We start from the raw sequence: 19,845 nt of genomic DNA on the forward strand, positions 1-19,845 counted from the left end.
TCGAACTCGGTCAGGCTCGACGATGCAGCCAAACGCACCTCGCCTTCGCTCGTCCGGCCCGGCCCTGAAAACCGGGCAGGTGTGGGCAAGAGCTTCAGACTGGGCGGTGGGTATGGCTGGACTGGATGTTTGTGAAACAACGCGTTTCCCTATGACCGAAACGCTTCGGCTGGCCTATGTCGCCCCCGCGGACAATCTCAGCGATCAAAGCGGAAGGTCGCGCCGTAAGCGCTGTCCGGCAGGCGGTCGGCACTGTCCTCTCGCAGTCGCGAACGGAACGACCCTTGCGGCGCCTCGGTGCGATACAGACCACGCTTGATCAGCTCCGGCACCACCAGTTCGGCAAAATCCTCCAGGGTACCGGGACTCACCAGCGGGTTGAGCATGTAGCCGTCGGTACCGGAAATTCGCGCGTGCTCTTCGATGCGGTCGGCGATCTGCGCCGGCGTGCCTACCAGGATCAGGTCGCTGCCACGGGTTACCCGGGCGAAGCGCTGGCGCACCTCGCCAGCGGTCAGCGGCTTGCCGCTGCCGTCCGGGCGCATCACGTAGGAGGTCAGGCCCTCGGTCTGGGTGGTCAGCGGTTCATTGTCGGCGTAGCGGTCAAAGCGTCAACGACGCCTACTTCCGGCAGTGGATCGTAGCCATGGAACGGATGGTCACCTACCTCGGCCTGGCCGGTGCGGACGACATCGCCCAGCGGGCTGCGGAGTGGCGGCGGGCCTACCTGAACACTCCCCATGGTCAGCCCGTGATGCTGGCAAATGCTTACTGTCCGCCGACTCATGACCATGCCCACCTGTCGCCCAAGCGCTCGCCGGTGGCCGTCAGTCCAGCCCAGGTCTGAGCGACATAGCGTCTTCCGGGACCAAACGTACGCCGTCTGGAAATACCTTCATCACTTTTCGCCGTCGATAGGACGGCCAAGGAGAGAGTCATGCATATCGAACCTGGTCTGGTTGAGGCCGGAAAGATCGGCCTGAGCTACCTGACCACCGCAGGAGTTGGCGCATATGGCCTGAAGCTTATCGGCCAAGACCTTCACGAGCGGGGCGCTGTCTCGTTGCTGGCGCGCATCGCGGCGACGACGGCGCTGGTCTTCAGCTTCTTCGAGGTGCTGCCGCACCATCCAGTTGGTGTCTCCGAGGTACATTTGATCCTCGGTTCGATGTTGTTCCTGCTGTTCGGCGCTGCACCAGCGGCCGCTGGCCTGGCACTGGGCCTGCTGCTCCAAGGCATGTTCTTCGCCCCCATGGACTTACCCCAGTACGGCATGAACGTCACCACCCTGCTGGCACCGTTGTTCGTTGTCACCGTACTGGCTAAACGCATCATCGCTTCAAAAACTCCCTACGTGGAGTTGAGCTACCGCCAAGTACTGATGCTGTCCACCACCTACCAGGCCGGTATCGTCACCTGGGTCGCTTTCTGGGCGTTCTACGGTCAGGGGCTCACGCTCGAGAGTGTGGCGAAGGTGATGACCTTTGGTGGCGCTTATATGACGGTCATCGTCGTCGAGCCGCTAGTGGACCTGGGTGTACTCGCCCTTGCCAAGCTGGCCAATGGTGGCCTGCTGTTCGAGCGGCGCCTGCACCAGGCCGGCTGAGCGCAGGGTGGCGCCGAGCACTCAGCACCAGACAGTTGCGCCCCCAAAAAGGTGACGTTCTGGCACCGTCATCCACCTTTCGTCCCTGCCGGCGATGCCCCATAGGCGAGGCCCGACAACTCCCCGGGGCCTCGCGCAGGCCAAGTTCGAGAAAGCCCATGATCGCAGAGCTTACCTTGAGTGCTTTTGTTCGGAGAGAAATGGCGGCAGCACCTTGGAATTTCCTCAAAAAAGAACGGCAGGTGTCTCTATGATCTCCATCTTTCGAAGTGTTGACCGCAAGGCATTGGCCCTGCTTGCCGACAGGATGGAACATCCCGACGATGATCACATGCCGATGGTAGTTGCTTCTCCATTGATGCATCGGCTCCTGGAGGGCAGCGAGCGTTTGCTCGTCGAGCGCAAGGAAGCGGCGGCGCAACTGGCCGAACTCAATCGCAAACTGGAAGTCGTGGCAGGCCGTTGCGCTGAGCTCGAAGCTGAGCTGCGTCAGTCGAAATCCCAAATGGAAGATTGGGAGTTGGCAGCTCTGGGTGCCGGCGAACGGCTCTGGGCCATGCCCCTCGACGACGCTGGCCCACAGCCCAGTACACCGATCCGCTGGACCGGCCCGCAAGCGGCACGGATGCCAGCAAGATTCGGCATGTGGAGTGAGCGCATACACCCTGACGACCACGCTCGCGTCCTGGATGCTATGGCCGGGCACCTGGCCGATCGATCCGGACAGATGCCTTACGCAGAGGAGGCGCGGATGTCAGTGGGCAACGGTGATTACCGCTGGTTCTACATTGCCGGTTTCTGCCAACGCGGCGCGCATGGCACGCCAAAGGTCATCGCCGGCGTACTGCGCGACATCCACGACCAGCGTCTTCGAGACGACGAACTGGCGTTGGTCGCCACTCGTTTCGACATCTCCCGCGAGTGCATCCACGATGCGCTGTGGGACGTTGACATCGTCGCCGGCGATCCGGCAAACCCGGCTAACGCCATTTGGTTCTCGTCACAAATGCGCCGACTGCTTGGCTACGAAACCGTCGAGGACTTTCCCGACCTGTTCGACAGTTGGCTATCTCGCCTGCACCCTGAGGATAGCCAGCGCGCTGTGAAGGCTTTTATCGATCATGTTGGCGACCGTTCGGGAAATACTCCCTTCGACGTCGTCTATCGGCTAAGGCACAGGAACGGTGAGTACCGTTGGTTTCGTGGGCGTGGACAAACTCAGCGCGCGGCCAATGGAACGGCGTTGCGGACAGTGGGCGCAATTTCTGACATCCATTTCAGTCATGAAGAACGTCTTTTGCGTGAAGCCCAAGAACTGCAGCATCAGACGATTCAGGACAATCTCGCCAAGTTGACCAACATCGTCGCGACAATTCAGGGCATAGCCAGCCAGACGAACCTGCTGGCGCTGAACGCCGCCATCGAGGCGGCACGGGCCGGCGATGCGGGGCGCGGCTTCGCAGTGGTCGCCGACGAAGTGCGCAAGTTGGCAACTCGTACGAGCGAAGCAACGCAGCAAGCAGCCAACATGATCTCTGCGGGTTAGCGCCAGAGCGATGTTAGCGGTTTGGACGATAGGGCCTGGACTGGAATGGTTAATCGGACTGCGTCAATCGAATTAAGGAGTGGCTTGCCGGTTAGCGACGGTCTGACTCCGACCGCCGCTATGCATGGTTAGACCTCGGTCTGCTCCGCCATCTCCAAGGCGTCATCGACCTCAATCCCGCGGTATCGAACGGTGCTCTCAAACTTCGTATGGCCGAGCAGGAGTTGGACTGCCCGCAGGTTCTTTGTTCTGCGATAGATCAGCGTTGCCTTAGTTCGTCTCATCGTATGGGTTCCATACATGGCCGGATCAAGGCCAATGGCTTTCACCCAAGCTTTGACGATTCGAGCGTATTGCCGGGTGGAGAGATGGTTTGAGGCATGCAGCCGGCTCGGAAAAAGACAGTCCTGGCGACTGAGCTGGGCTTGACGTATCCAGGCCTCCAGAGCCGACCGTGTCTGCTCTGTAATCTCAAACTGCACAGGTCGCTGAGTTTTCGGCTGCATCACGATGGCTCGTGATGACACATGCTCACCATGGGCAACGTCGCGCACAGGGAGCTTGGTTAAGTCGCAGGCTCGCAGCTTGCTGTCGATGGCCAGATCGAAGAGAGCCAGATCCCGGGCTCTCTCCGCGATTTGAAGCCTTACTCGGATGGCCCAGATATCTCTAAGTCAGAGCGGGGCTTTCTGCCCAACCAATTTTCCTTTGTTCCACGGTTGATGGCCGCAGGTAGCAATAGTGTTCATGGCTTTTCCTCCATGTGAGGGAAGACAAGGATGGCCAGCCAGTGCAAGGGGCGCTAACCGGCCAACAGCAGACCATGGACAAGCTGCGAACGACTTCATAATCCCCGTATAGCCCACGTCGCTAAGGAATCAGTCAGGAACAGGAGATTGGCATTGACGTTGCCTGATTGAGGGCTGGCTGTTCACCATGCAGTACAGTGCCCCTGCCAGTACCAGGCCCACAGCCCAACTAATGTCCGCCCCTAGCCAGTTCGCTACAAAGCCGGTGTAGAACGAAAGCTTCATGAACGGGATCGTGCCAATGATCGAGACGGCATACACCACTAGCGTTCGTCGATTGAAGCGCCCGTACCGACCTTTGGGGTCGTACAACTCGCCCACCTCATAGTGACCGCGACACACCCAGTAGTAGTCAGCCAGGTTGATCGCACTCCAGGGGATCAGCAGATAGAGCTGTCCAATCAAAATGTCTGCAAAGAAGGTGTCAAAACGATACTGGGTAGCGATGGCGATCAGGGTGGCGGCTACGGTCAGCACTGCCATCACCAACGCTTTTGCAGAAGCTGTGACGTGTCGCAGCCCACCAAAGGCTCCGAAGATCGTCACCGAAGACATGTAGGCGCTGTACAGGCAGAGCACGTTGTACTGGATCACCCCGAGCGCAATCACGCCCAACGCCAATGGCGCCCAGGGGCCGAACAGCGTGGCAATTGCGGTTGCTGGGTCATGCCCAATCACTGCGGGGATCGCAACGGCCAGTAGAGCGCCCAAGGCCATCATGGCGAAAGAGCCTAACGCGCAGCCGCAGTAAGTTGTCCAGAACGTGGCGCGTGTGCTGACCTGGGCCGGAAGGTAACGCGAGTAATCGGCCACGTAGGGGCCGTAACCTAATGTCCAGGACGCCGCCTGCGCGACGACCAGGTTAAAGGCCGTCAGTGAAAAGCCCTTGGTTATTGCAGTTGTCGATATCGCGTCACTGGGGTGCAGCAGGATCAAGGCCAGCGCGCTGGCAAATACCAGCGTTGACATCAGGCTCATCCACGCCCCTAGACGGTGGATCAGCTCATAGCCTACGAAACCAATAATGAAGGTCAGAATGCCCACCGCCACGATGGCCTGGTCATCGCTGATGGGCACCAGCGCCTTCAAGGCATCGCGCATCAGGACGCCACTGGCGGCCAGAAATAGCACCGCCGCCGTGACCATCACCAGTAAGGGAATCGCAGCGCCATAGACACCGAATTGTGCGCGGCTCTGAATCATCTGTGGGACGCCCAAATGAGGGCCCTGGGCGGAGTGTGCAGCCATGAAGATGGTGCCGACGAGATTGCCGATCAGCAGGCCGAGCAATGTCCAGGCGAAGCTCAATCCTGAGGCGATACCCAACGTGCCGACCATCAGAGCAGTCACTTGGAAATTGGAGCTGAACCAGATAGTGAACAACCGTCTGGGTGTGCCATAGCGCTCAGCGTGAGGGACAAACTCGATACTTCGCTTTTCAAGCTTCACGACCGCCTCCTGAATTATCCCCCCGATTATCAGTTGGTGATTGAGGGCTCTTCGGCCTGATCACGAACACCTCGTAGCTACTAACGACCCACGCGACCAGTGGTTCGTCCACCCCTGAATAACCCCGGAATCGCTAGAGACCTTCCTGCCTCCCAATGAGGCCTACACCATTGGAGGGTTCCATTCCAATTTGACCAATTGTTGCCTGCCGCCACCGGCAGCTTCGGGTCGTTTTCAGCCGGCTCCAACAGTCCGCTACTGGCAGATTCTGTTGAAAAACTCCCTTCGAGATTTCTGCCCGCAAAAGTGCATTGCGTACGCTGAAATCTGAGCCATTTCCGGGGCAGAACTACCTTGGATTTCACGTAGCTACGCGCAAATCAGCTGCTTTTGGGGCTATGGACAGGTGAATCTGGCCAACACCGACTTTTTCAACAGCATCGGCCGGAAACGGACGTCCAGAGTGGAAACACTCGACCGTATCCGGCCGACTTCCCGGTGGATTGGCGCCGAGGTACAAGGTCGGAGCCCGATCGAGACACAGCATCATTGGGTTTCGTGCCTCTACCCAAAACACGACGCTGTAACGCGACTCTCCCGCCGCAAGCGCTACAAGCGCCCGTGGGAGCAGCCCTATACGGCCTGGCACCCACGCATGATCCAACGCTTCAGGTGTTGAAGCGCGCGACCAGCGCATGCAGGGAATGCGCGGTGGTTGCCAGCTCGCTGCCCAGCTGGGAGGAGCGCGAGGTGATCGCGGCATTGTGCTCGGCAGCCTCGGAGATGGTGCCGATCTGCCGCGAGATATCTTCGGCCACCCGGCTTTGCTCCCCGGCTGCGCTGGCCATCTGTTCGGCCATCAGGTGGATGCGTTCGACGGCGACGGTGATGCCGCCGAGGGCGGCTTCGGTCTCGACCACCCGTTCCACCCCACTGCGCGCCTCACTGCTGCCTTGCTGTGCAATGGTCACGGCCTGACCGGCCACGCCCTGCAGGTTGGCAATGATGCGCTGGATCGCCTCGGTGGACTCCTGGGTCTTGGACGCCAGGGCGCGCACCTCATCGGCAACCACGGCGAAGCCACGTCCCTGTTCGCCCGCGCGTGCGGCTTCGATGGCGGCATTCAAGGCCAACAGGTTGGTCTGTTCGGCGATGGCGCGAATCATGTCTGCCGCCTGCTGGATCGACTCGGCTTCGGTGGCCAGGCCGGTCACCGACGTGCTGATCTGGTCCACGGTTTGTGCCAGTTTTTCCACCACCAGCCGGCTCTGCTGCGCCTGTCGCGAACCCTCCAGTGAAAGTTGGCTGACTTGTCGGGCTTCCTGGGCAGTCTGCTGCACGTGGCTGGACACCTGGGCGATCGATGTCGCCATCTCGTGCATGGCAGTGGCCGCCATTTCCGCCTCGACCTGTTGCGCTTGCAGGGCCTGCTCGGCTTGTTGCACCAACTGGCCATTCTGCGAGGCTTGGCTGGCGGTCAGGTCGGCGAAATCGCCAAGCCGGCAAAGCGCGGTACGGATGCGTGCCCCCTCGCTGATCAGCGCCAGCTGGAGGCTGGCCACCGCTCCGGTGTCGTCGGTATAGGTGCGCGCCACCAATTCACTGGCGAATGCCTTGGGCGCGGCTTGTGCCACCCGAGACAGAGCACGCTTCACGAAACCCAGGGTGGCCAGGGTTTGCCCGAAAGTGAGCAAGAGAGCACTGGCGATGCCAAACCCCGCATGCCCTTCGGCGTACAAGGTCACGCCCAGCAGGGCGCCGAGCAGTGGCAGCAACAGGAAGCGCGCAGCCACGCCCAGACGCTCCCCCATGGAATTTGCCGCCCGGCCACTGTTGAGTCGCGCGTAGAGCCGTTCGGCGCGATGTACTTGCCTGGCGTCGGGACGGGTCCTCACCGACTCGTAGCCCACCACCCGTCCCGCCTCGAGAATCGGCGTGATATAGGCGTTGACCCAGTAGAAGTCGCCATTGCTGCAGCGGTTCTTGACGATGCCCATCCAGCTTTTGCCGGCCTTGAGGTAGTCCCACATTTGCTCGAACACCTGCTCTGGCATGTCCGGGTGGCGCACCAGGTTATGCGGGCTGCCGAGCAACTGCTCCCGGCTGAAGCCGCTGACAGCGACAAACTCGTCATTGCAGTAGGTGATGACGCCGTTGCAGTCGGTGACCGAGGTCAGATGCTGTTGGGCCGGGATGTTGCGCTCCCGTTGGGTGGTCGGCATGTTCTTGCGCATCTGTATTCCTGCTGATAGCAACGCTGCGGATGGGTATGGGAGCCGGGGAGTTCCAGCCTGGACGGGCCAGGGAATACCGGTGTGCTGGGGAACGTTGTGGCGTGACGCAGCCCCGGCCCGGTGCTCAAGATCCTAGGAATGACGGTTCTTCCCGGCTTCGCTTTGGCTGTCAGGTACTTTTCATTTCGCGACAGACGCCCAACGGGCTGATTCGTCAGAGGCGGACTGATTGCCCGTCGCCTATTGCGCTGCAGGTAGTTGGGAGGCAGCCGCATCAGCGGCTGCAAGGGGAGGGGGAAGCGACACGCGATTCAGGGGGCGGGGGGCAGTACTGCAACCGCCAGCTCGTCCAGATCGATGGAGGCGCGATTGAGATAAAACTCGGGACCACCGCTGCCAGCGCTGCCGCCCTTCGTCATCTGCTGGAGTTGCGGACGTACGAACAGATAGCTGGCCCTGGCCTTGGACAGCACTTCGGCATGCTCGGTATGGCGTGCCAGCAGCGTCTCGAAACGCTGCTCGATCATCTGGTCGAGCTCCTTTGCCTGATCTGGTGTGAGCGTCAGGCCGCCTTTGTGCGACAGCGGGTAGAGACGAACCTGGTAGTCCAGCAACAGTGTGGCCAGGGCCTGGCTTTGCGCCCAGATGTCGGCGGCGGCCATGTCGGGCCCGGCGTTGGTGTAAGCAGTGGAGGTCGCCCGCTGCAGCTGTTGCTGATGGCCGAGCAGTTGCTGGACCAGCTCCGGGTAACGCTCGCGCTCGGTCCGAGGCAGTCGCTCGAGGGCGTCGAAATCTTCTTTCATTGCGCGCAGCGGCTGCAACAACGACTCGGGCTGTCCCAGCTGTACCACGTAGGTTTCCATCGCATTGAGGTGCTCGTAGGTAGCGTTCAAGGCTCGTGGGTCGGGCATGCGTTCGGCCGGATTGAAGTAGACCATCGCGCTGGCACACATCAGTTGGCTGCGACTGAGGATTTCACTCAACTGCGCGGCGCTTCGTCCATCTCCCCAGGCCAATGGGCCAATCAGGCACAACAGCAACAGCAGCGACTTCATTCGCATGATCCACATCCTCAATTCTTGTTGTTATGTCGGGCCACAGTGCAAAACCATGCAGTCGATCAGGGGCTGCGATATCAGGGCACCAGGACTCCTGCTCAAGCGGCAAGCTGGTCGGCCAACTGGCGGATAGTAGTCGGGGCAAAAAAGCGGGACATAGTCCAAAAGGGGGACGGATTTTATGAAGGGTTGCTATTGGCAAGCGGCCCCTAGCGTCTGCCGCAGGCCGCTCGGTCATGGAGAAAGAGACTTTAATTTTAAGAGCACCCTCACATTCGAAGTTCTCCTCGCGCATTCGTATCAGGAGAGCGGCCATGAAAAAACTGCATTTCGTAATGATCGTGGCGCTAGCGGCGGTCGGCGGCTGTTTCGGCAACCCCGTGACCTATCGAGACCAACCGCTGGTGGCGAAAGTCCAGACGGGTATGACCAAGCAGCAGGTCATTGAAATCGGTGGTGAGCCTGCCATGACCCTGACGCGCAAGGCGCAACCAGGCTCCTGCTATGAATACCTGTTCACCCATGCGGGCGAACGGCAGCCGTATATGGTCAGCTTTGATGCCAATGACAACGTTGACCATAAGGACTTCCGGACCTGCGCCTTTTGGGACGAGTACCAGGAAAATGCCAAGGTGCCGTTCTATATGGACCCGGGTTATGGCAAGTGAAGGAAGCCTTGTCGTGCTCCGAGGCTTTCGGCGGTAAGCAGATCCCAGGTCGGCAGTGCGATATCGGCACTGGCCTCGGCGTCCGACCGTGCTGCCGGGTGTTGCTCTTGCTGCCCTTTGACACCCTGAGCCGCGACGGACTCCCGCGCGAACTGGATCGTATTGGTTCACGCTGAGCAGCAATTGGGCCGAAATTGATCTGTGCCGATAGGTCGTTGAGTGCTACCTGGGGATGCAGTGAGTTCTACGTCTATATTGAGACGACGATGCCGGTGCAGATTGATCTCCGCAGGCAGGTACTTGTGGAGAATCACTAGAAAACTTTCAGGATGGCTGGGCATGGGTGACTTATTAGACGCCGTTTTGCTGGGGCTGCTGGCATTGCTGCCATTGATAAATCCACCAACGACAGTGGCGCTTTTCCTGGCTTTCTCCCAAGGACTTAGTCGCGAAGAAAAGAACAAACAGGCGTTCCTGACGGCACTTAACGTATTTCTCATCATGATACTCACCTACTATTTAGGTGAATTGATCATGGATGCTTTCAATATATCCATACCGGGTTTACGAATTGCTGGTGGCGGAATTCTGATAATAATTGGCGCAAAAATGCTATTCCCTCAACCTTCCCAGCCTTCTACCTCTCACAGCAGCAAGGAGGAGCGAGCCAGTTTTGCATTCATCCCGCTGGCCATGCCCAGTACGGCCGGGCCGGGTACTATTGCGCTGATCATCAGTGCCTCCGCCACCATCAAGCACAACACGACTTTTCCATCGTGGGTGATACTGATAGCGCCACCATTAATCTTCCTTTCAACCGCACTGATACTCTGGGGCTGTTTGCGAGCTTCAGATCTGATAATGAAGGTAACTGGCCCATCAGGAGTTGATGCGGTTTCACGCATGATGGGCTTTTTGCTCGTGTGCATGGGGGTTCAATTTGCCATCAATGGATCGATAGAAATCGTACAAACCCTCATCAATAACAACATCCAGTTACTTCGCCATCCATAAATCCATCCAGACCCATGAAGCTGGCCAATAACCTCCTTCATGGTTTTGCCAGTGCCTGACGTCTCCGCCTTGGCGGCTCAGCCAAGGCTCCATTGATCATTCCCGCATGTATCCACTGCACTGCTTGATTCGGTTCGGGTTACTTGTGACCGGCCGCTTTTGCCAAAGGCAGCGTTTTTTGCATCATTCGCCTGACTAACACCCGATGCTCTAGTCTGGCTCCGGGCGGTTCTGCAAGACGCATTGGTGAAAAGGGAATTGAGGAAGCCATGACTGACCGTGAGCAACTTCATCGAGATGGCTACGTGCTGCTTCGTCGCGCGATCCCGGCGGAGTGGCTGGATGAGCTTCGCGCTGTGTTCGATGCAGGCGTGAAGCCGTCGAGCCAATGGCCGGTGCCGCGTGGCATGGACTGGCGCCATTCGCTGTTGGAAGTTGATTCGAGGGTTCAGGCTGTGTGTCGTCTGCCTGAGGTGTTGGCAGTGGTTGGTGAGTTGATCGGGGAAAGGTTCTTCCTTTCGCAGGTGGAGGGTCGCGAGCCTCGGGCACAGGGTGGTCATCAGCGACTGCACCGCGACTTGTCGGCCCAACGGCCAGGCGACATGGTGAACGCCCTGGCTTATTTCGACGACTATGGCCCCGAGAACGGAGCGACACGTATCGTCCCCGGCAGCCATCGCCCTGAGCAGGGGGAGCCGCCATTCGACTTCAATGACGAGTCCCGCTCCGTGCAGCTATCGGGATCCGCTGGTGACATCCTGGTGTTCGATGTCGATCTGGTGCATGCGGGCAGTCTGAACTCAACCGGCGCAAGGCGTCGCTCGATCCTGATCAGCTATTTCTCCGAACTTCTATACGCATCTCACTTGGAGACGGCCGGCCTGCGAGGAATTCGGATGGACACCACCGAGCGCTTCGATCCCGCGGATTTTGCCTAGGGGGCAGCCATGGGCGGCGCTGCCGGTTACGACCGGACGGAGCCGACCCAAAGCTGCCAAATCGGCCAGAAGCAGTCGTCCTGGTCGAGGTGCATTGCGCCCTTGGCGCCTCAATTTTTCTCGGGCATTGCGGACGAGTGATGGCTGGTGATCAGCCACTGCTGTCCGTCCCATTTGTAGGTGTATGTATAGCGAGCTTTCACCTGGGTGCCGGAAGCGCCGAACGTGAAGGTGTAAAGCCCGGCATCGACTGCTGAATTGCAGTCGATCTCTATCATTCTCCAGTCGATCTTGCCCACCGGCTTGTTTTCCAGGAAGTGCTGGAAGTAATCCTCCTTTTCGGACGGGGTCGTTCGCGGTTTGTTCGATACGGTCGCAAGTAGTACGGAGCGCTCGGCATAGTTGGCGACAACCTTGAGTGGGTCGCCGGTTTGCAGTGACCGATTCCATCGATCGAACAACGCCGAGATTTCTTGTTCGCTGGTTGCCTTGCATTCTTCCGTGCGTCCAGTGCCGGAGCCGGAAGTCGATGAGTAAGAAGTACAGCCTGCAAGAACGACGACCAGCGCCGCTGGCACGATGATTGAGTTTTTCATTGTTGGTCTTCTGAGGGGCAGAAACAGTGGGGAGTAACTGCTGGTTTTGCGTCAGGGTTCGACGAGAGGGACGACACGGATGGCAAACCCGGGCGGTCAGAGCAGTATAGGCACCCAATCCAATCAGCCTGCCGACCTGAGAGCAGCGTCCATAACGCTTTACTATTGGCGGTGGAATGAATCGATTGAATACAGAGTCGTTAGATGCCGCGCCGGGAAAACGTTCAGTCCTTTCTAGAACGTTCGAACGGGGCAGGGGGCTAAGGTCTGCCGGAGCTCAGGCGTCCCTCCTGCGCGATACACACGCTCTGCGCCGGGCTACGGCTACGCCGGCAGCAGCTCCCGGAGTTCACGCTCTGTCGCATGCAGTGCCCGGAGTGACTGTTCGGCACGAGCGATCGCGACCGCCCCTTCGAGCGCGGCAAGGACGAGCCACGCGCGCGAGGCGGCGGCCTCCTTTTTCAGGCCATCGGCGCACAGCGCGCGTTCGATGCTGGCATGCCAAGCCTGTAGCACCTGCCGGCACTCGGCATGCACCGGCGCCAGCTCGGTGTCGATGCTGAGGGTGGTGGAGAACACCGGGCAGGCCTCGGCGAATTGCGAATCCTCAAGCCAGCCTCGCAGGGTTGCGGTGAAACAGCGCAGCACATTCCGCGCATGGGGTGCCCGTCCACCGGCCTGGTCGAGAAAGTCGCAGACCTCACGCCCGACGAAGCCGATTGCCGCGCTGGCTATCTGCGGCTTGCCGTCGGGAAAGTAGTGGTACAGCGAGCCTTTCGGGGCCTCGGCGCGGGCGATGATGTCGTTCAGGCCCGTACCGGCATAACCCCGGCTGGCCAGCAGCGCAGCAGTGGCACGGACGATGCGCTCGGCGGCGTTGGACTTCTTCGGCAAACGTGACTCTCCAGGTAGCGGCGACGGCGGGTTAGCTTGCCCGAGCCTCAGGGAAGATGGAACACACCGCTGGCACTGGCTACCAGTCGCTCGCCGGTGCGGATCCGCGCCGAGGCGAAGGCCATGCGCTGTCCGAGCTTGTCGATTTCGGTGTGCACTTCAAGCCAGTCGCCGACCCGTGCGACGGCGCAGAAGTCGAGACGCAGTCCCACCGTCACCATCGGTTGTGGCGGTTCGCGGGAGAACGCCATGGCATAGCCGAGACCAACGTCGGCAAGCGTGCCCAGCAGCCCGCCGTGCGCTGTTCCGCCGTGGTTGCAATGCTTGTCTTCGACCCGCAGCGCGACTACCAGGCGATGCTGCGCGTCGCGCCGAAAGTAGAAGGGCCCGAGCAGATCGAGCAATGGACTGCTGCGAAGCAGCGGCTGGAATCCCTCGGGCACGTTCATGCGGCACCAACCCTGGCAATGCTGGCAAGGGCCACGGCCACCTGTTTCTCGTTCCCCTGTTCCAGGGCGAACACATCGGCCTGCACCACCAGCGTCCTGCCGCCGGCTTTCAGCACCCGACCCAGTGCCCGCAGACGCTCGCCCCTGGCCGGTGCCAGCAGGTTGAGCTTGTATTCCGCGGTGACGACATCGCCGGCCAGGGAAGCCGCCGCCCAGGCACAGGCGCTGTCGGCCATGAAGCCGACGATGGCGCCGTGCACGAAACCGTGATGCTGATGCATCAATTCGGGTTTGACCTCGATTTCGAACTCGGCGACGCCATTGCCGAACTCCCGAATCGTGGCGCCCATCAGCTGCGCGAACGGGGTAACCGCGATGACCTGTTCCAATTGCTGGCGTGTGATGTGGGAAGTCGTGGGCATGGGAAGCGATCTCCGTGGCTATATAGACTGGTCTAGATAAGCTAGGCCCAAGCGGCGATTCGGTCAGCTTTCTTGCGGTCCTATTGGAACAGTGAATGGTGGTTCATAGGCGAGCGGTGGTGGTTGTCGATCGACTGCACGCAATGAGATGCCGAGTTAGCGGGGGCACGGAACGAGGATCGATTCATCTTCCGCGGTAGTTGCAGTGAGTGAACCGGGTGCCGGTAGCTGGCCGGCCTCGCACTCACCCAGCATGAGCAGCCCCAGGAGCAGGCGTGCGCCACACCGGCGTGGGGCTCGGCGCTGTTCGGTACCGCTGGCGAACCGGTGATGGTCGCCGCCAGCGACATTGAAATCGCCCATGTTCATGACCTTTTCCCTGTTCTGCGCTCAGGCGCGCCGCGCTGCTTGCCCGCGTGAGGTGACGAACGTCAGGAGGGCAGCAAACAGCAGTAGGGTTGCGCTCGCGACGAAGGTGCTGCGGTAACCACTGCTGTCGAACAGCAAACCACCCACCGTCGAGCCCAGGGCGATGGCCAACTGGATCACGGCCACCATCAGTCCACCACCGGCTTCGGCATCCCTGGGCAGGGCTTGGGCAACCCAGCTCCACCAGCCTACCGGGGCGGCGGTGGCCATCAGTCCCCAGAGACCGAGCAGCGCCGCAACGGCAGCGGTCCAGGTGCCGAAGGGAATCAGCGCCACCGCGATCAGCGCCATCAGGATAGGGATGGCGCTCAACGTCCCGTACAGGCTGCGCCTGAGGAACGTGCTGATGATCAGGGTGCCAGCGAAACCGGCTACACCGATCACGAGGAGGACGAATGACAGCGCGGACACGTCGACCCGCGTCACGTTTTCGAGAAACGGCCGTACATAGGTGAACAGAGCGAACTGCCCCATGAAGAAGGCCCCGCAGCTGGCCATGCCCAGCGCCACGGATCGATCCTTGAGCAACTTGAAGACACTGCCGGAAGCCCGCGCGCATTCCCGAGGCTTCATGGCTGGCAGACTGACCCATTGCCAGACCAGTGCCACCGCCGCCACCGGTACCAGGCAGAGGAAGGCGCCGCGCCAACCAATGATCGACCCCAGATAGCTGCCCAACGGCGCAGCCACGATGGTGGCCAAGGCGTTACCGCCATTGAAGATGGCCAGGGCCCGGGGTACGCGGTCGGTCGGGACCAGTCGCATGGCGGTTGCCGCCGACATGGACCAGAAGCCGCCGATGACCACTCCGATGAGCGCACGGCCCACCATGTACGTCAGGTAGTTCGGCGCCAGCGCGACTACCGTGCCAGAGACCGCCATCAGAGCGGTCAGGGCCAGTAGCAATGTCTTGCGGTCCATGCTGCCGGCGAGCCGCGCAATCGACAGGCTGGTCAGTACCGCCAATGCGCCGGAGATCGCGATGCCTTGGCCGGCAACGCCTTCGTCGACCTGGAGATCGGCCGCCAATGGCGTCAGCAGGCTGACGGGCATGAACTCCGAGGCGATCAGCGCGAAGACGCACAGCGTCATCGCAAGCACGCCGCTCCAGTGGGCGGGCTGCGTCTTGGCCTGGGAGATGGAAACGGTGTCCATCGGGGCGTGACTTGCCTGGGTTTTCATGAAGCGCTTCGCCGTGTTCGGGTCACTGCAGGTTGTCCTGGAAGAACCGGGTCAACTTGTCGAAAGGAATCAGATTTACCCGGTCGTACAAGTCAACGTGTCCGGCGTTGGGCACGATATGAAGTTCCTTGGGCTCGCCGGCCAGCCGAAAGGCCTCTTCGCTGAACTCCCTCGAGTGCGCGTTCTCACCAGCGATGAACAGCATCGGCCTTGGAGAAATGCTCTCGATGTCTTCGAACGGGTAGAAGTTCATGAACTTGATGTCGCTGGTCAGCGTCGGGTGTGTAGTCAGCTCCGGTGACGACCCGGCCGGGGTGAACTCACCCCGCGCAGTGCGGTAGAAGTCGTAGAACTCCCGCTGGATAGGGTGGGTATCGGCACTCAGTTCGTGGACGGTACCGCTGGTGTACTGGGTCTTGCCGCCGGTGAACTCCGCATAGCGCTGTTCCGCTGCCGCTGCGATGAGCTGCTTGCGTTGCTCCAGTGTCTGCGCATGCCTGAGCCCATTGCGGTTGGCGGCGCCCATGTCGTACATGCTGACGGTCGCGATCGCCTTCATGCGTGGGTCGATCTTGGCCGCGCTGATGGCGAAGCTGCCGCTGCCGCAGATGCCCAATACACCGATGCGCTGTCGATCAATGAAAGGCTGGGTGCCGAGATAGTCCACGGCGGCACTGAAGTCTTCGGCGTACAAATCGGGCAGCACCGCATTGCGTGGTTGGCCTTCGCTCTCGCCCCAGAACGACAGGTCCAGTGTCAGGGTCACGAAACCCTGCTCCGCCAGCTTCTGGGCGTACAGGTTCGAGCTTTGCTCCTTCACTGCGCCCATGGGGTGCCCGACGATGATCGCCGGACTTCTTGCCGTCTTGTCCAGGCCGTTGGGAACGAAGAGATTCCCCACCACCTTCATCTGGTATTGGTTCTTGAAGGCGACCTTGCGCAGGGCCACCTTGTCGCTCTTGTAGAAGTTGTCTGCACCGTTGGACATATCGGCTCCCATGGCAGTGAACGAACTGAGCAGAAGTCCAAGCAGTACGAGGAATCTTTTCATTGGATCGTCCTTTTCGGGTGAGTGGCCTGTCTCGGAGGCGTCAGCCGGCGGCGCCGCAGCAGGACGAGTCAGGTCAGGGAGGCGTTATTGTTGCTAAGCGACTGGCTTTTGATTAGCTAATGAATACTTAACGAGGTTATAAGTTAGGCTAATCAATTCCCCGTTAGGTTCGTCGCCATGCCGAGACACAACTTCAACGAACTGATGGCCTTTGTGACGGTGGCGCGAGAAGGCAGCTTTACCCGCGCGGCGTCTCAGTTGGGCGTCACTCAGTCGGCCATCAGCCAGGTGGTATCGACGCTGGAGGCGCGCCTGGAGATTCGTTTGCTCACCCGCACCACGCGCAGCGTTGCACTGACGGCTGCGGGCGAACGGCTGCTGCATGCGATTGGTCATCGCTTCGACGAAATCGAGGCCGAGCTGGATGCGCTGACCGAGCTGCGCGACAAACCGGCCGGTACGGTGCGTATCACCTGCGGCGACCACATCATCAAGTCGACCCTCCTGCCGAAGCTGATGCCAGTACTCAAGACATACCCCGACATCCGACTGGAGTTCGACGTCAACTATGGATTCCGCGATATCGTGGCCGATCGATTCGATGCAGGTGTGCGCTTCGGTGAAACCCTGGACCAGGACATGATCGCCATTCCCATCGGTCCGTTAGTGCGCATGGCGGTCGTCGCGTCGCCGGACTATTTCACCGAGCATCCCATCCCAAGGAATCCGCGCGATCTGGTGACGCATCGCTGCATCGACATTCGCTTCCCGACCCACGGCGGCATCGATGCCTGGGAGTTCGAGCGCCGAGGCAAGAAGCTCAAGGTGCGAGTCGACGGCAGGGTAGTGTTCAACACCACCCCCCACATCGTGGATGCCGCCGTCGGCGGAATGGGTATCGCCTATCTCCCGGAAGAAGAGTTTTCCCCGCATATCGCTGAAGGGCGCCTGGTGCGAGTGCTGGAAGACTGGTGTCCGCATTTCTCCGGGTATCACCTGTACTACCCAAGTCGAAGGCAACCTTCGCCCGCTTTCTCCCTGGTGGTCGATGCTCTGCGGTTGAATCGCCAAAGCAGGCAATAGGCGACTATTCAGGCTTTCCAAACGAGATAGCGGCTCCCCGAGCCGCTATCTGTTCAGTTCGTAAGCGCACATGTTGACCGTCGTAGCCAGGTTCAGCGATTCGATGGCGCCACAGCCGGGGATCGTGAACGGCTGGGCGTTGAGTGCGACCAACTGCTCGCGGGGCACGCCGCGGGCCTCGTTGCCGAACAGGTAGCAATCGAACGTCTTGAAGCTGGCGGACTGCAAGCGCTCGCCATTCATATCCAGACAGGCAATGCGCTCGAAGCGCGTGCGCAAGGAATCCAGCTCCACATCCAGTTCCATCGGCGCATGAAAAATGGCGCCCATGCTGGACCGCACGACCTTGGGGTTATACGGATCGACGCTGCCGGGACTGAGCAGGCAGCGAAAATTACCGAACCAAGCCAAGGTACGCAGGATGGTGCCGAGGTTGCCCGGGTCCTGGATTTCATGCAGGTAAATGGCGCGCTCGTTTTGGGCGGGTGCAGAAACCGGCGCGTCCATCGCCGACATGGGCACCAGGGCGATGATTCCCTGCGGTGTCTTGGTGTCCGCGATATGCGCCATTTGGCGGTCGCTGATCACATGGGTTTCAAACGGGCTTTGCCACTGTTCGTAGGCGCCGCTTACATACAGCTGACTGCGCTGCAGCAGCGGATTCTGCTGGGCTGCCTTCTGCAGCTCCAGCAACAGGTGCTCGCCCTCCACCAGGAAATGACCGAACTCGGCCCGGTATTTCTTCTGGTGGAGTTTCTTGATGTCGTCGAATTTCATCGATGCGGCGCTCAGTGGCTCTGCTCGGAGAGCATCGATTTGACCACCGCTTCAGCGACCTTGATGCCGTCCACGCCCGCCGAGAGAATGCCGCCGGCATAACCGGCGCCTTCACCGGCCGGATACAGGCCTCGCAGGTTCAGGCTTTGCAGTGTCTCGTGATCACGGGTGATTCGGACCGGAGAGGAGGTGCGGGTTTCGATGCCGGTGAGTACCGCGTCATCGCGATCAAAGCCGCGAATCTGCTTGCCGAATGCCGGCAGTGCCTCACGGATGGCCTCGATCGCATACTCCGGCAGCGAGGGTGCCAGATCGCCCAGGCGCACGCCGGGTTTGTAGGAGGGTTCCACCTCGCCGAATTCGTTCGACGGCACGCCGCGAATGAAGTCGCCCACCAACTGCGCAGGCGCACAGTAGTCGCTGCCGCCCAGTTCATAGGCGCGGGATTCCAGTCGTTCCTGCAGCTCCACACCGGCCAGCGGGCCGCCTGGGAAATCCTGCTCCGGGCTGATGCCGACGACGATGCCGGCATTCGCATTGCGTTCGTTGCGCGAATACTGGCTCATGCCGTTGGTAACGACGCGCTCCGGCTCGGACGTGGCCGCCACTACAGTGCCGCCGGGGCACATGCAGAAGCTGTAAACGGCGCGGCCGTTCTTGGCGTGGTGCACCAGTTTGTAGTCGGCGGCGCCAAGTTCCGGATGGCCAGCGTATTTGCCCAGGCGGGCCTGGTCGATCATGCCTTGGGGGTGTTCGATGCGGAAACCCACGGCAAAGGGCTTGGCTTCGATGAACACACCCTGGCGATGCAGCATGCGGAAGGTATCGCGGGAACTGTGGCCCAGCGCCAGGACGACATGGCGGCTGCGGATCGTTTCGCCGCTGGCCAGCACCACACCCTCGAGCTGGCCGTCGTTGATCACCAGATCGGTGACTTTGCTTTCAAATCGCACTTCGCCACCGAGGGCGATGATCTCCTCGCGCATGGTGGATACCACGCCGGTGAGGCGGAAGGTGCCGATGTGCGGCTTGCTCACGTACATGATCTCTTCCGGCGCACCAGCCCGGACGAACTCGTGCATGACCTTGCGGGCGTAGAACTTCGGGTCCTTGATCTGGCTGTAGAGCTTGCCGTCCGAGAACAGGCCGGCACCGCCCTCACCGAATTGCACGTTGGATTCCGGGGTCAGGACCTTCTTGCGCCACAACGCCCAGGTGTCCTTGGTGCGGCTGCGCACATCCTTGCCGCGCTCCAGCACGATGGGTTTGAACCCCATCTGTGCGAGCAACAGCGCCGCGAACAGGCCGCAGGGACCAAATCCCACCACCAGCGGCCGCTCGCTCAGATCGGCCGGTGCCTGTCCTACCGGGTAGTAGTGGGTATCCGGGGCTGGACGGATATTGTTGTCACCGGCAAAGCTCGCCAGAATCGCCGCCTCGTCGCGGGCCTCCAGATCGATGATGTAGATGAACAGAATGACGCTGCTCTTCTTGCGGGCGTCGTAGCTGCGCTTGAAGACGGTGAAGTTCAGCAGATCGGCGTCGCTGATACCCAGGCGTTTGACGATGGCCTTGCGCAGTTCATCGGCGGAATGATCGAGAGGAAGAGACAGTTCGTTGATGCGAATCATGGCGGTAAT

General features: G+C 60.5%; 19 protein-coding genes and 1 pseudogene. 7 read left to right on the forward strand and 13 right to left on the reverse strand.

The features are described 5' to 3' along the window. Nucleotides 1–197: 197 nt before the first annotated feature. Nucleotides 198–602: pseudogene (locus E8E91_RS24280) on the reverse strand (LLM class flavin-dependent oxidoreductase); the annotation flags it as partial. A 44-nt stretch (nucleotides 603–646) separates the two neighbouring features. Here E8E91_RS24280 and E8E91_RS24285 point away from each other — a divergent pair. The 3 genes from E8E91_RS24285 (at nucleotide 647) to E8E91_RS24295 (ending at nucleotide 3,152) form a co-directional block, all read left to right on the forward strand. Further along, nucleotides 647–847 carry a hypothetical protein gene (locus E8E91_RS24285; protein ID WP_280379481.1) on the forward strand — a complete coding sequence of 67 codons (201 nt, stop codon included), beginning with the start codon at nucleotides 647–649 and terminating at the stop codon, nucleotides 845–847. Nucleotides 848–937: 90 nt separating this feature from the next. Beyond that, a complete protein-coding gene (locus E8E91_RS24290; RefSeq protein ID WP_280379483.1) occupies nucleotides 938–1,606 on the forward strand; it encodes an energy-coupling factor ABC transporter permease in 669 nt (222 codons plus the stop codon). Between the two features lie 250 nt (nucleotides 1,607–1,856). Beyond that, entirely contained in the window at nucleotides 1,857–3,152 is a 1,296-nt protein-coding gene (locus E8E91_RS24295) for a PAS domain-containing protein (RefSeq protein ID WP_280379486.1), read from the forward strand. A gap of 128 nt (nucleotides 3,153–3,280) precedes the next feature. Here E8E91_RS24295 and E8E91_RS24300 read toward each other — a convergent pair whose 3' ends face one another. The 4 genes from E8E91_RS24300 to E8E91_RS24315 form a co-directional block, all read right to left on the reverse strand. After that, nucleotides 3,281–3,817, reverse strand: coding sequence for a tyrosine-type recombinase/integrase (locus E8E91_RS24300; RefSeq protein WP_280379600.1), 537 nt, complete (start codon nucleotides 3,815–3,817; stop codon nucleotides 3,281–3,283). Nucleotides 3,818–4,030: 213 nt separating this feature from the next. Further along, on the reverse strand, nucleotides 4,031–5,410 hold the full coding sequence (locus E8E91_RS24305; protein ID WP_280379488.1) for a cytosine permease: 1,380 nt from the start codon (nucleotides 5,408–5,410) through the stop codon (nucleotides 4,031–4,033). A gap of 668 nt (nucleotides 5,411–6,078) precedes the next feature. After that, nucleotides 6,079–7,644, reverse strand: coding sequence for a PAS domain-containing methyl-accepting chemotaxis protein (locus E8E91_RS24310; RefSeq protein WP_280379491.1), 1,566 nt, complete (start codon nucleotides 7,642–7,644; stop codon nucleotides 6,079–6,081). A 311-nt stretch (nucleotides 7,645–7,955) separates the two neighbouring features. After that, complete coding sequence (locus E8E91_RS24315) at nucleotides 7,956–8,705, reverse strand: hypothetical protein (RefSeq protein WP_280379494.1); 750 nt, start codon at nucleotides 8,703–8,705, stop codon at nucleotides 7,956–7,958. A 311-nt stretch (nucleotides 8,706–9,016) separates the two neighbouring features. On the opposite strand from E8E91_RS24315, the gene osmE reads away from it, so the two are divergent. The 3 genes from osmE to E8E91_RS24330 all read left to right on the forward strand — a co-directional run bounded on the left by osmE (nucleotide 9,017) and on the right by E8E91_RS24330 (nucleotide 11,322). Beyond that, a complete protein-coding gene (osmE, locus tag E8E91_RS24320) occupies nucleotides 9,017–9,370 on the forward strand; it encodes an osmotically-inducible lipoprotein OsmE (RefSeq protein ID WP_280379496.1) in 354 nt (117 codons plus the stop codon). 339 nt (nucleotides 9,371–9,709) lie between these two features. Next, on the forward strand, nucleotides 9,710–10,384 hold the full coding sequence (locus tag E8E91_RS24325) for a MarC family NAAT transporter (RefSeq protein ID WP_280379498.1): 675 nt from the start codon (nucleotides 9,710–9,712) through the stop codon (nucleotides 10,382–10,384). Between the two features lie 269 nt (nucleotides 10,385–10,653). Further along, a complete protein-coding gene (locus E8E91_RS24330) occupies nucleotides 10,654–11,322 on the forward strand; it encodes a phytanoyl-CoA dioxygenase family protein (protein ID WP_280379500.1) in 669 nt (222 codons plus the stop codon). 110 nt (nucleotides 11,323–11,432) lie between these two features. On the opposite strand, the gene E8E91_RS24335 is transcribed toward E8E91_RS24330, so the two are convergent. The 6 genes from E8E91_RS24335 to E8E91_RS24360 all read right to left on the reverse strand — a co-directional run bounded on the left by E8E91_RS24335 (nucleotide 11,433) and on the right by E8E91_RS24360 (nucleotide 16,345). After that, the gene (locus E8E91_RS24335) at nucleotides 11,433–11,918 is read right to left on the reverse strand and encodes a nuclear transport factor 2 family protein (protein WP_280379502.1); all 486 of its coding nucleotides are present in this window, start codon (nucleotides 11,916–11,918) and stop codon (nucleotides 11,433–11,435) included. A 324-nt stretch (nucleotides 11,919–12,242) separates the two neighbouring features. Further along, nucleotides 12,243–12,812, reverse strand: a complete 570-nt coding sequence (locus tag E8E91_RS24340; protein ID WP_280379504.1) for a TetR/AcrR family transcriptional regulator — start codon at nucleotides 12,810–12,812, stop codon at nucleotides 12,243–12,245. Between the two features lie 47 nt (nucleotides 12,813–12,859). Then, a complete protein-coding gene (locus E8E91_RS24345; protein ID WP_280371610.1) occupies nucleotides 12,860–13,261 on the reverse strand; it encodes a PaaI family thioesterase in 402 nt (133 codons plus the stop codon). Continuing rightward, complete coding sequence (locus tag E8E91_RS24350; protein ID WP_280379506.1) at nucleotides 13,258–13,683, reverse strand: PaaI family thioesterase; 426 nt, start codon at nucleotides 13,681–13,683, stop codon at nucleotides 13,258–13,260. Before E8E91_RS24350 ends, E8E91_RS24345 begins: the two co-directional genes overlap by 4 nt. Nucleotides 13,684–14,073: 390 nt before the next feature. Next, entirely contained in the window at nucleotides 14,074–15,267 is a 1,194-nt protein-coding gene (locus tag E8E91_RS24355; RefSeq protein WP_280379601.1) for an MFS transporter, read from the reverse strand. 49 nt (nucleotides 15,268–15,316) lie between these two features. Beyond that, the gene (locus E8E91_RS24360; RefSeq protein WP_280379507.1) at nucleotides 15,317–16,345 is read right to left on the reverse strand and encodes an alpha/beta hydrolase; all 1,029 of its coding nucleotides are present in this window, start codon (nucleotides 16,343–16,345) and stop codon (nucleotides 15,317–15,319) included. A 177-nt stretch (nucleotides 16,346–16,522) separates the two neighbouring features. Between E8E91_RS24360 and E8E91_RS24365 the strand changes: the two genes are divergently transcribed. Beyond that, nucleotides 16,523–17,428 carry a LysR family transcriptional regulator gene (locus tag E8E91_RS24365; RefSeq protein WP_280379509.1) on the forward strand — a complete coding sequence of 302 codons (906 nt, stop codon included), beginning with the start codon at nucleotides 16,523–16,525 and terminating at the stop codon, nucleotides 17,426–17,428. A gap of 45 nt (nucleotides 17,429–17,473) precedes the next feature. Here E8E91_RS24365 and E8E91_RS24370 read toward each other — a convergent pair whose 3' ends face one another. Beyond that, nucleotides 17,474–18,205, reverse strand: a complete 732-nt coding sequence (locus tag E8E91_RS24370) for an RNA methyltransferase (RefSeq protein ID WP_280379511.1) — start codon at nucleotides 18,203–18,205, stop codon at nucleotides 17,474–17,476. 11 nt (nucleotides 18,206–18,216) lie between these two features. Next, the gene (locus E8E91_RS24375; protein WP_280379513.1) at nucleotides 18,217–19,836 is read right to left on the reverse strand and encodes an NAD(P)/FAD-dependent oxidoreductase; all 1,620 of its coding nucleotides are present in this window, start codon (nucleotides 19,834–19,836) and stop codon (nucleotides 18,217–18,219) included. Nucleotides 19,837–19,845: the final 9 nt, after the last annotated feature.

The sequence above is a fragment of the Pseudomonas sp. BN515 genome (assembly GCF_029873155.1).
Classification (GTDB): domain Bacteria; phylum Pseudomonadota; class Gammaproteobacteria; order Pseudomonadales; family Pseudomonadaceae; genus Metapseudomonas.

Excerpts from the sequence above, each read along its gene's own strand:
- E8E91_RS24355 (WP_280379601.1), bottom strand. The coding sequence starts at position 15,267 with ATGGACACCGTTTCCATCTCCCAGGCCAAGACGCAGCCCGCCCACTGG.
- E8E91_RS24315 (WP_280379494.1), bottom strand. The coding sequence starts at position 8,705 with ATGCGAATGAAGTCGCTGCTGTTGCTGTTGTGCCTGATTGGCCCATTG.
- E8E91_RS24370 (WP_280379511.1), bottom strand. The coding sequence starts at position 18,205 with ATGAAATTCGACGACATCAAGAAACTCCACCAGAAGAAATACCGGGCC.
- E8E91_RS24335 (WP_280379502.1), bottom strand. The coding sequence starts at position 11,918 with ATGAAAAACTCAATCATCGTGCCAGCGGCGCTGGTCGTCGTTCTTGCA.
- E8E91_RS24330 (WP_280379500.1), top strand. The coding sequence starts at position 10,654 with ATGACTGACCGTGAGCAACTTCATCGAGATGGCTACGTGCTGCTTCGT.
- E8E91_RS24375 (WP_280379513.1), bottom strand. The coding sequence starts at position 19,836 with ATGATTCGCATCAACGAACTGTCTCTTCCTCTCGATCATTCCGCCGAT.
- E8E91_RS24325 (WP_280379498.1), top strand. The coding sequence starts at position 9,710 with ATGGGTGACTTATTAGACGCCGTTTTGCTGGGGCTGCTGGCATTGCTG.
- E8E91_RS24310 (WP_280379491.1), bottom strand. The coding sequence starts at position 7,644 with ATGCGCAAGAACATGCCGACCACCCAACGGGAGCGCAACATCCCGGCC.
- osmE (WP_280379496.1), top strand. The coding sequence starts at position 9,017 with ATGAAAAAACTGCATTTCGTAATGATCGTGGCGCTAGCGGCGGTCGGC.
- E8E91_RS24350 (WP_280379506.1), bottom strand. The coding sequence starts at position 13,683 with ATGCCCACGACTTCCCACATCACACGCCAGCAATTGGAACAGGTCATC.
- E8E91_RS24285 (WP_280379481.1), top strand. The coding sequence starts at position 647 with ATGGAACGGATGGTCACCTACCTCGGCCTGGCCGGTGCGGACGACATC.
- E8E91_RS24360 (WP_280379507.1), bottom strand. The coding sequence starts at position 16,345 with ATGAAAAGATTCCTCGTACTGCTTGGACTTCTGCTCAGTTCGTTCACT.
- E8E91_RS24345 (WP_280371610.1), bottom strand. The coding sequence starts at position 13,261 with ATGAACGTGCCCGAGGGATTCCAGCCGCTGCTTCGCAGCAGTCCATTG.
- E8E91_RS24295 (WP_280379486.1), top strand. The coding sequence starts at position 1,857 with ATGATCTCCATCTTTCGAAGTGTTGACCGCAAGGCATTGGCCCTGCTT.
- E8E91_RS24365 (WP_280379509.1), top strand. The coding sequence starts at position 16,523 with ATGCCGAGACACAACTTCAACGAACTGATGGCCTTTGTGACGGTGGCG.
- E8E91_RS24290 (WP_280379483.1), top strand. The coding sequence starts at position 938 with ATGCATATCGAACCTGGTCTGGTTGAGGCCGGAAAGATCGGCCTGAGC.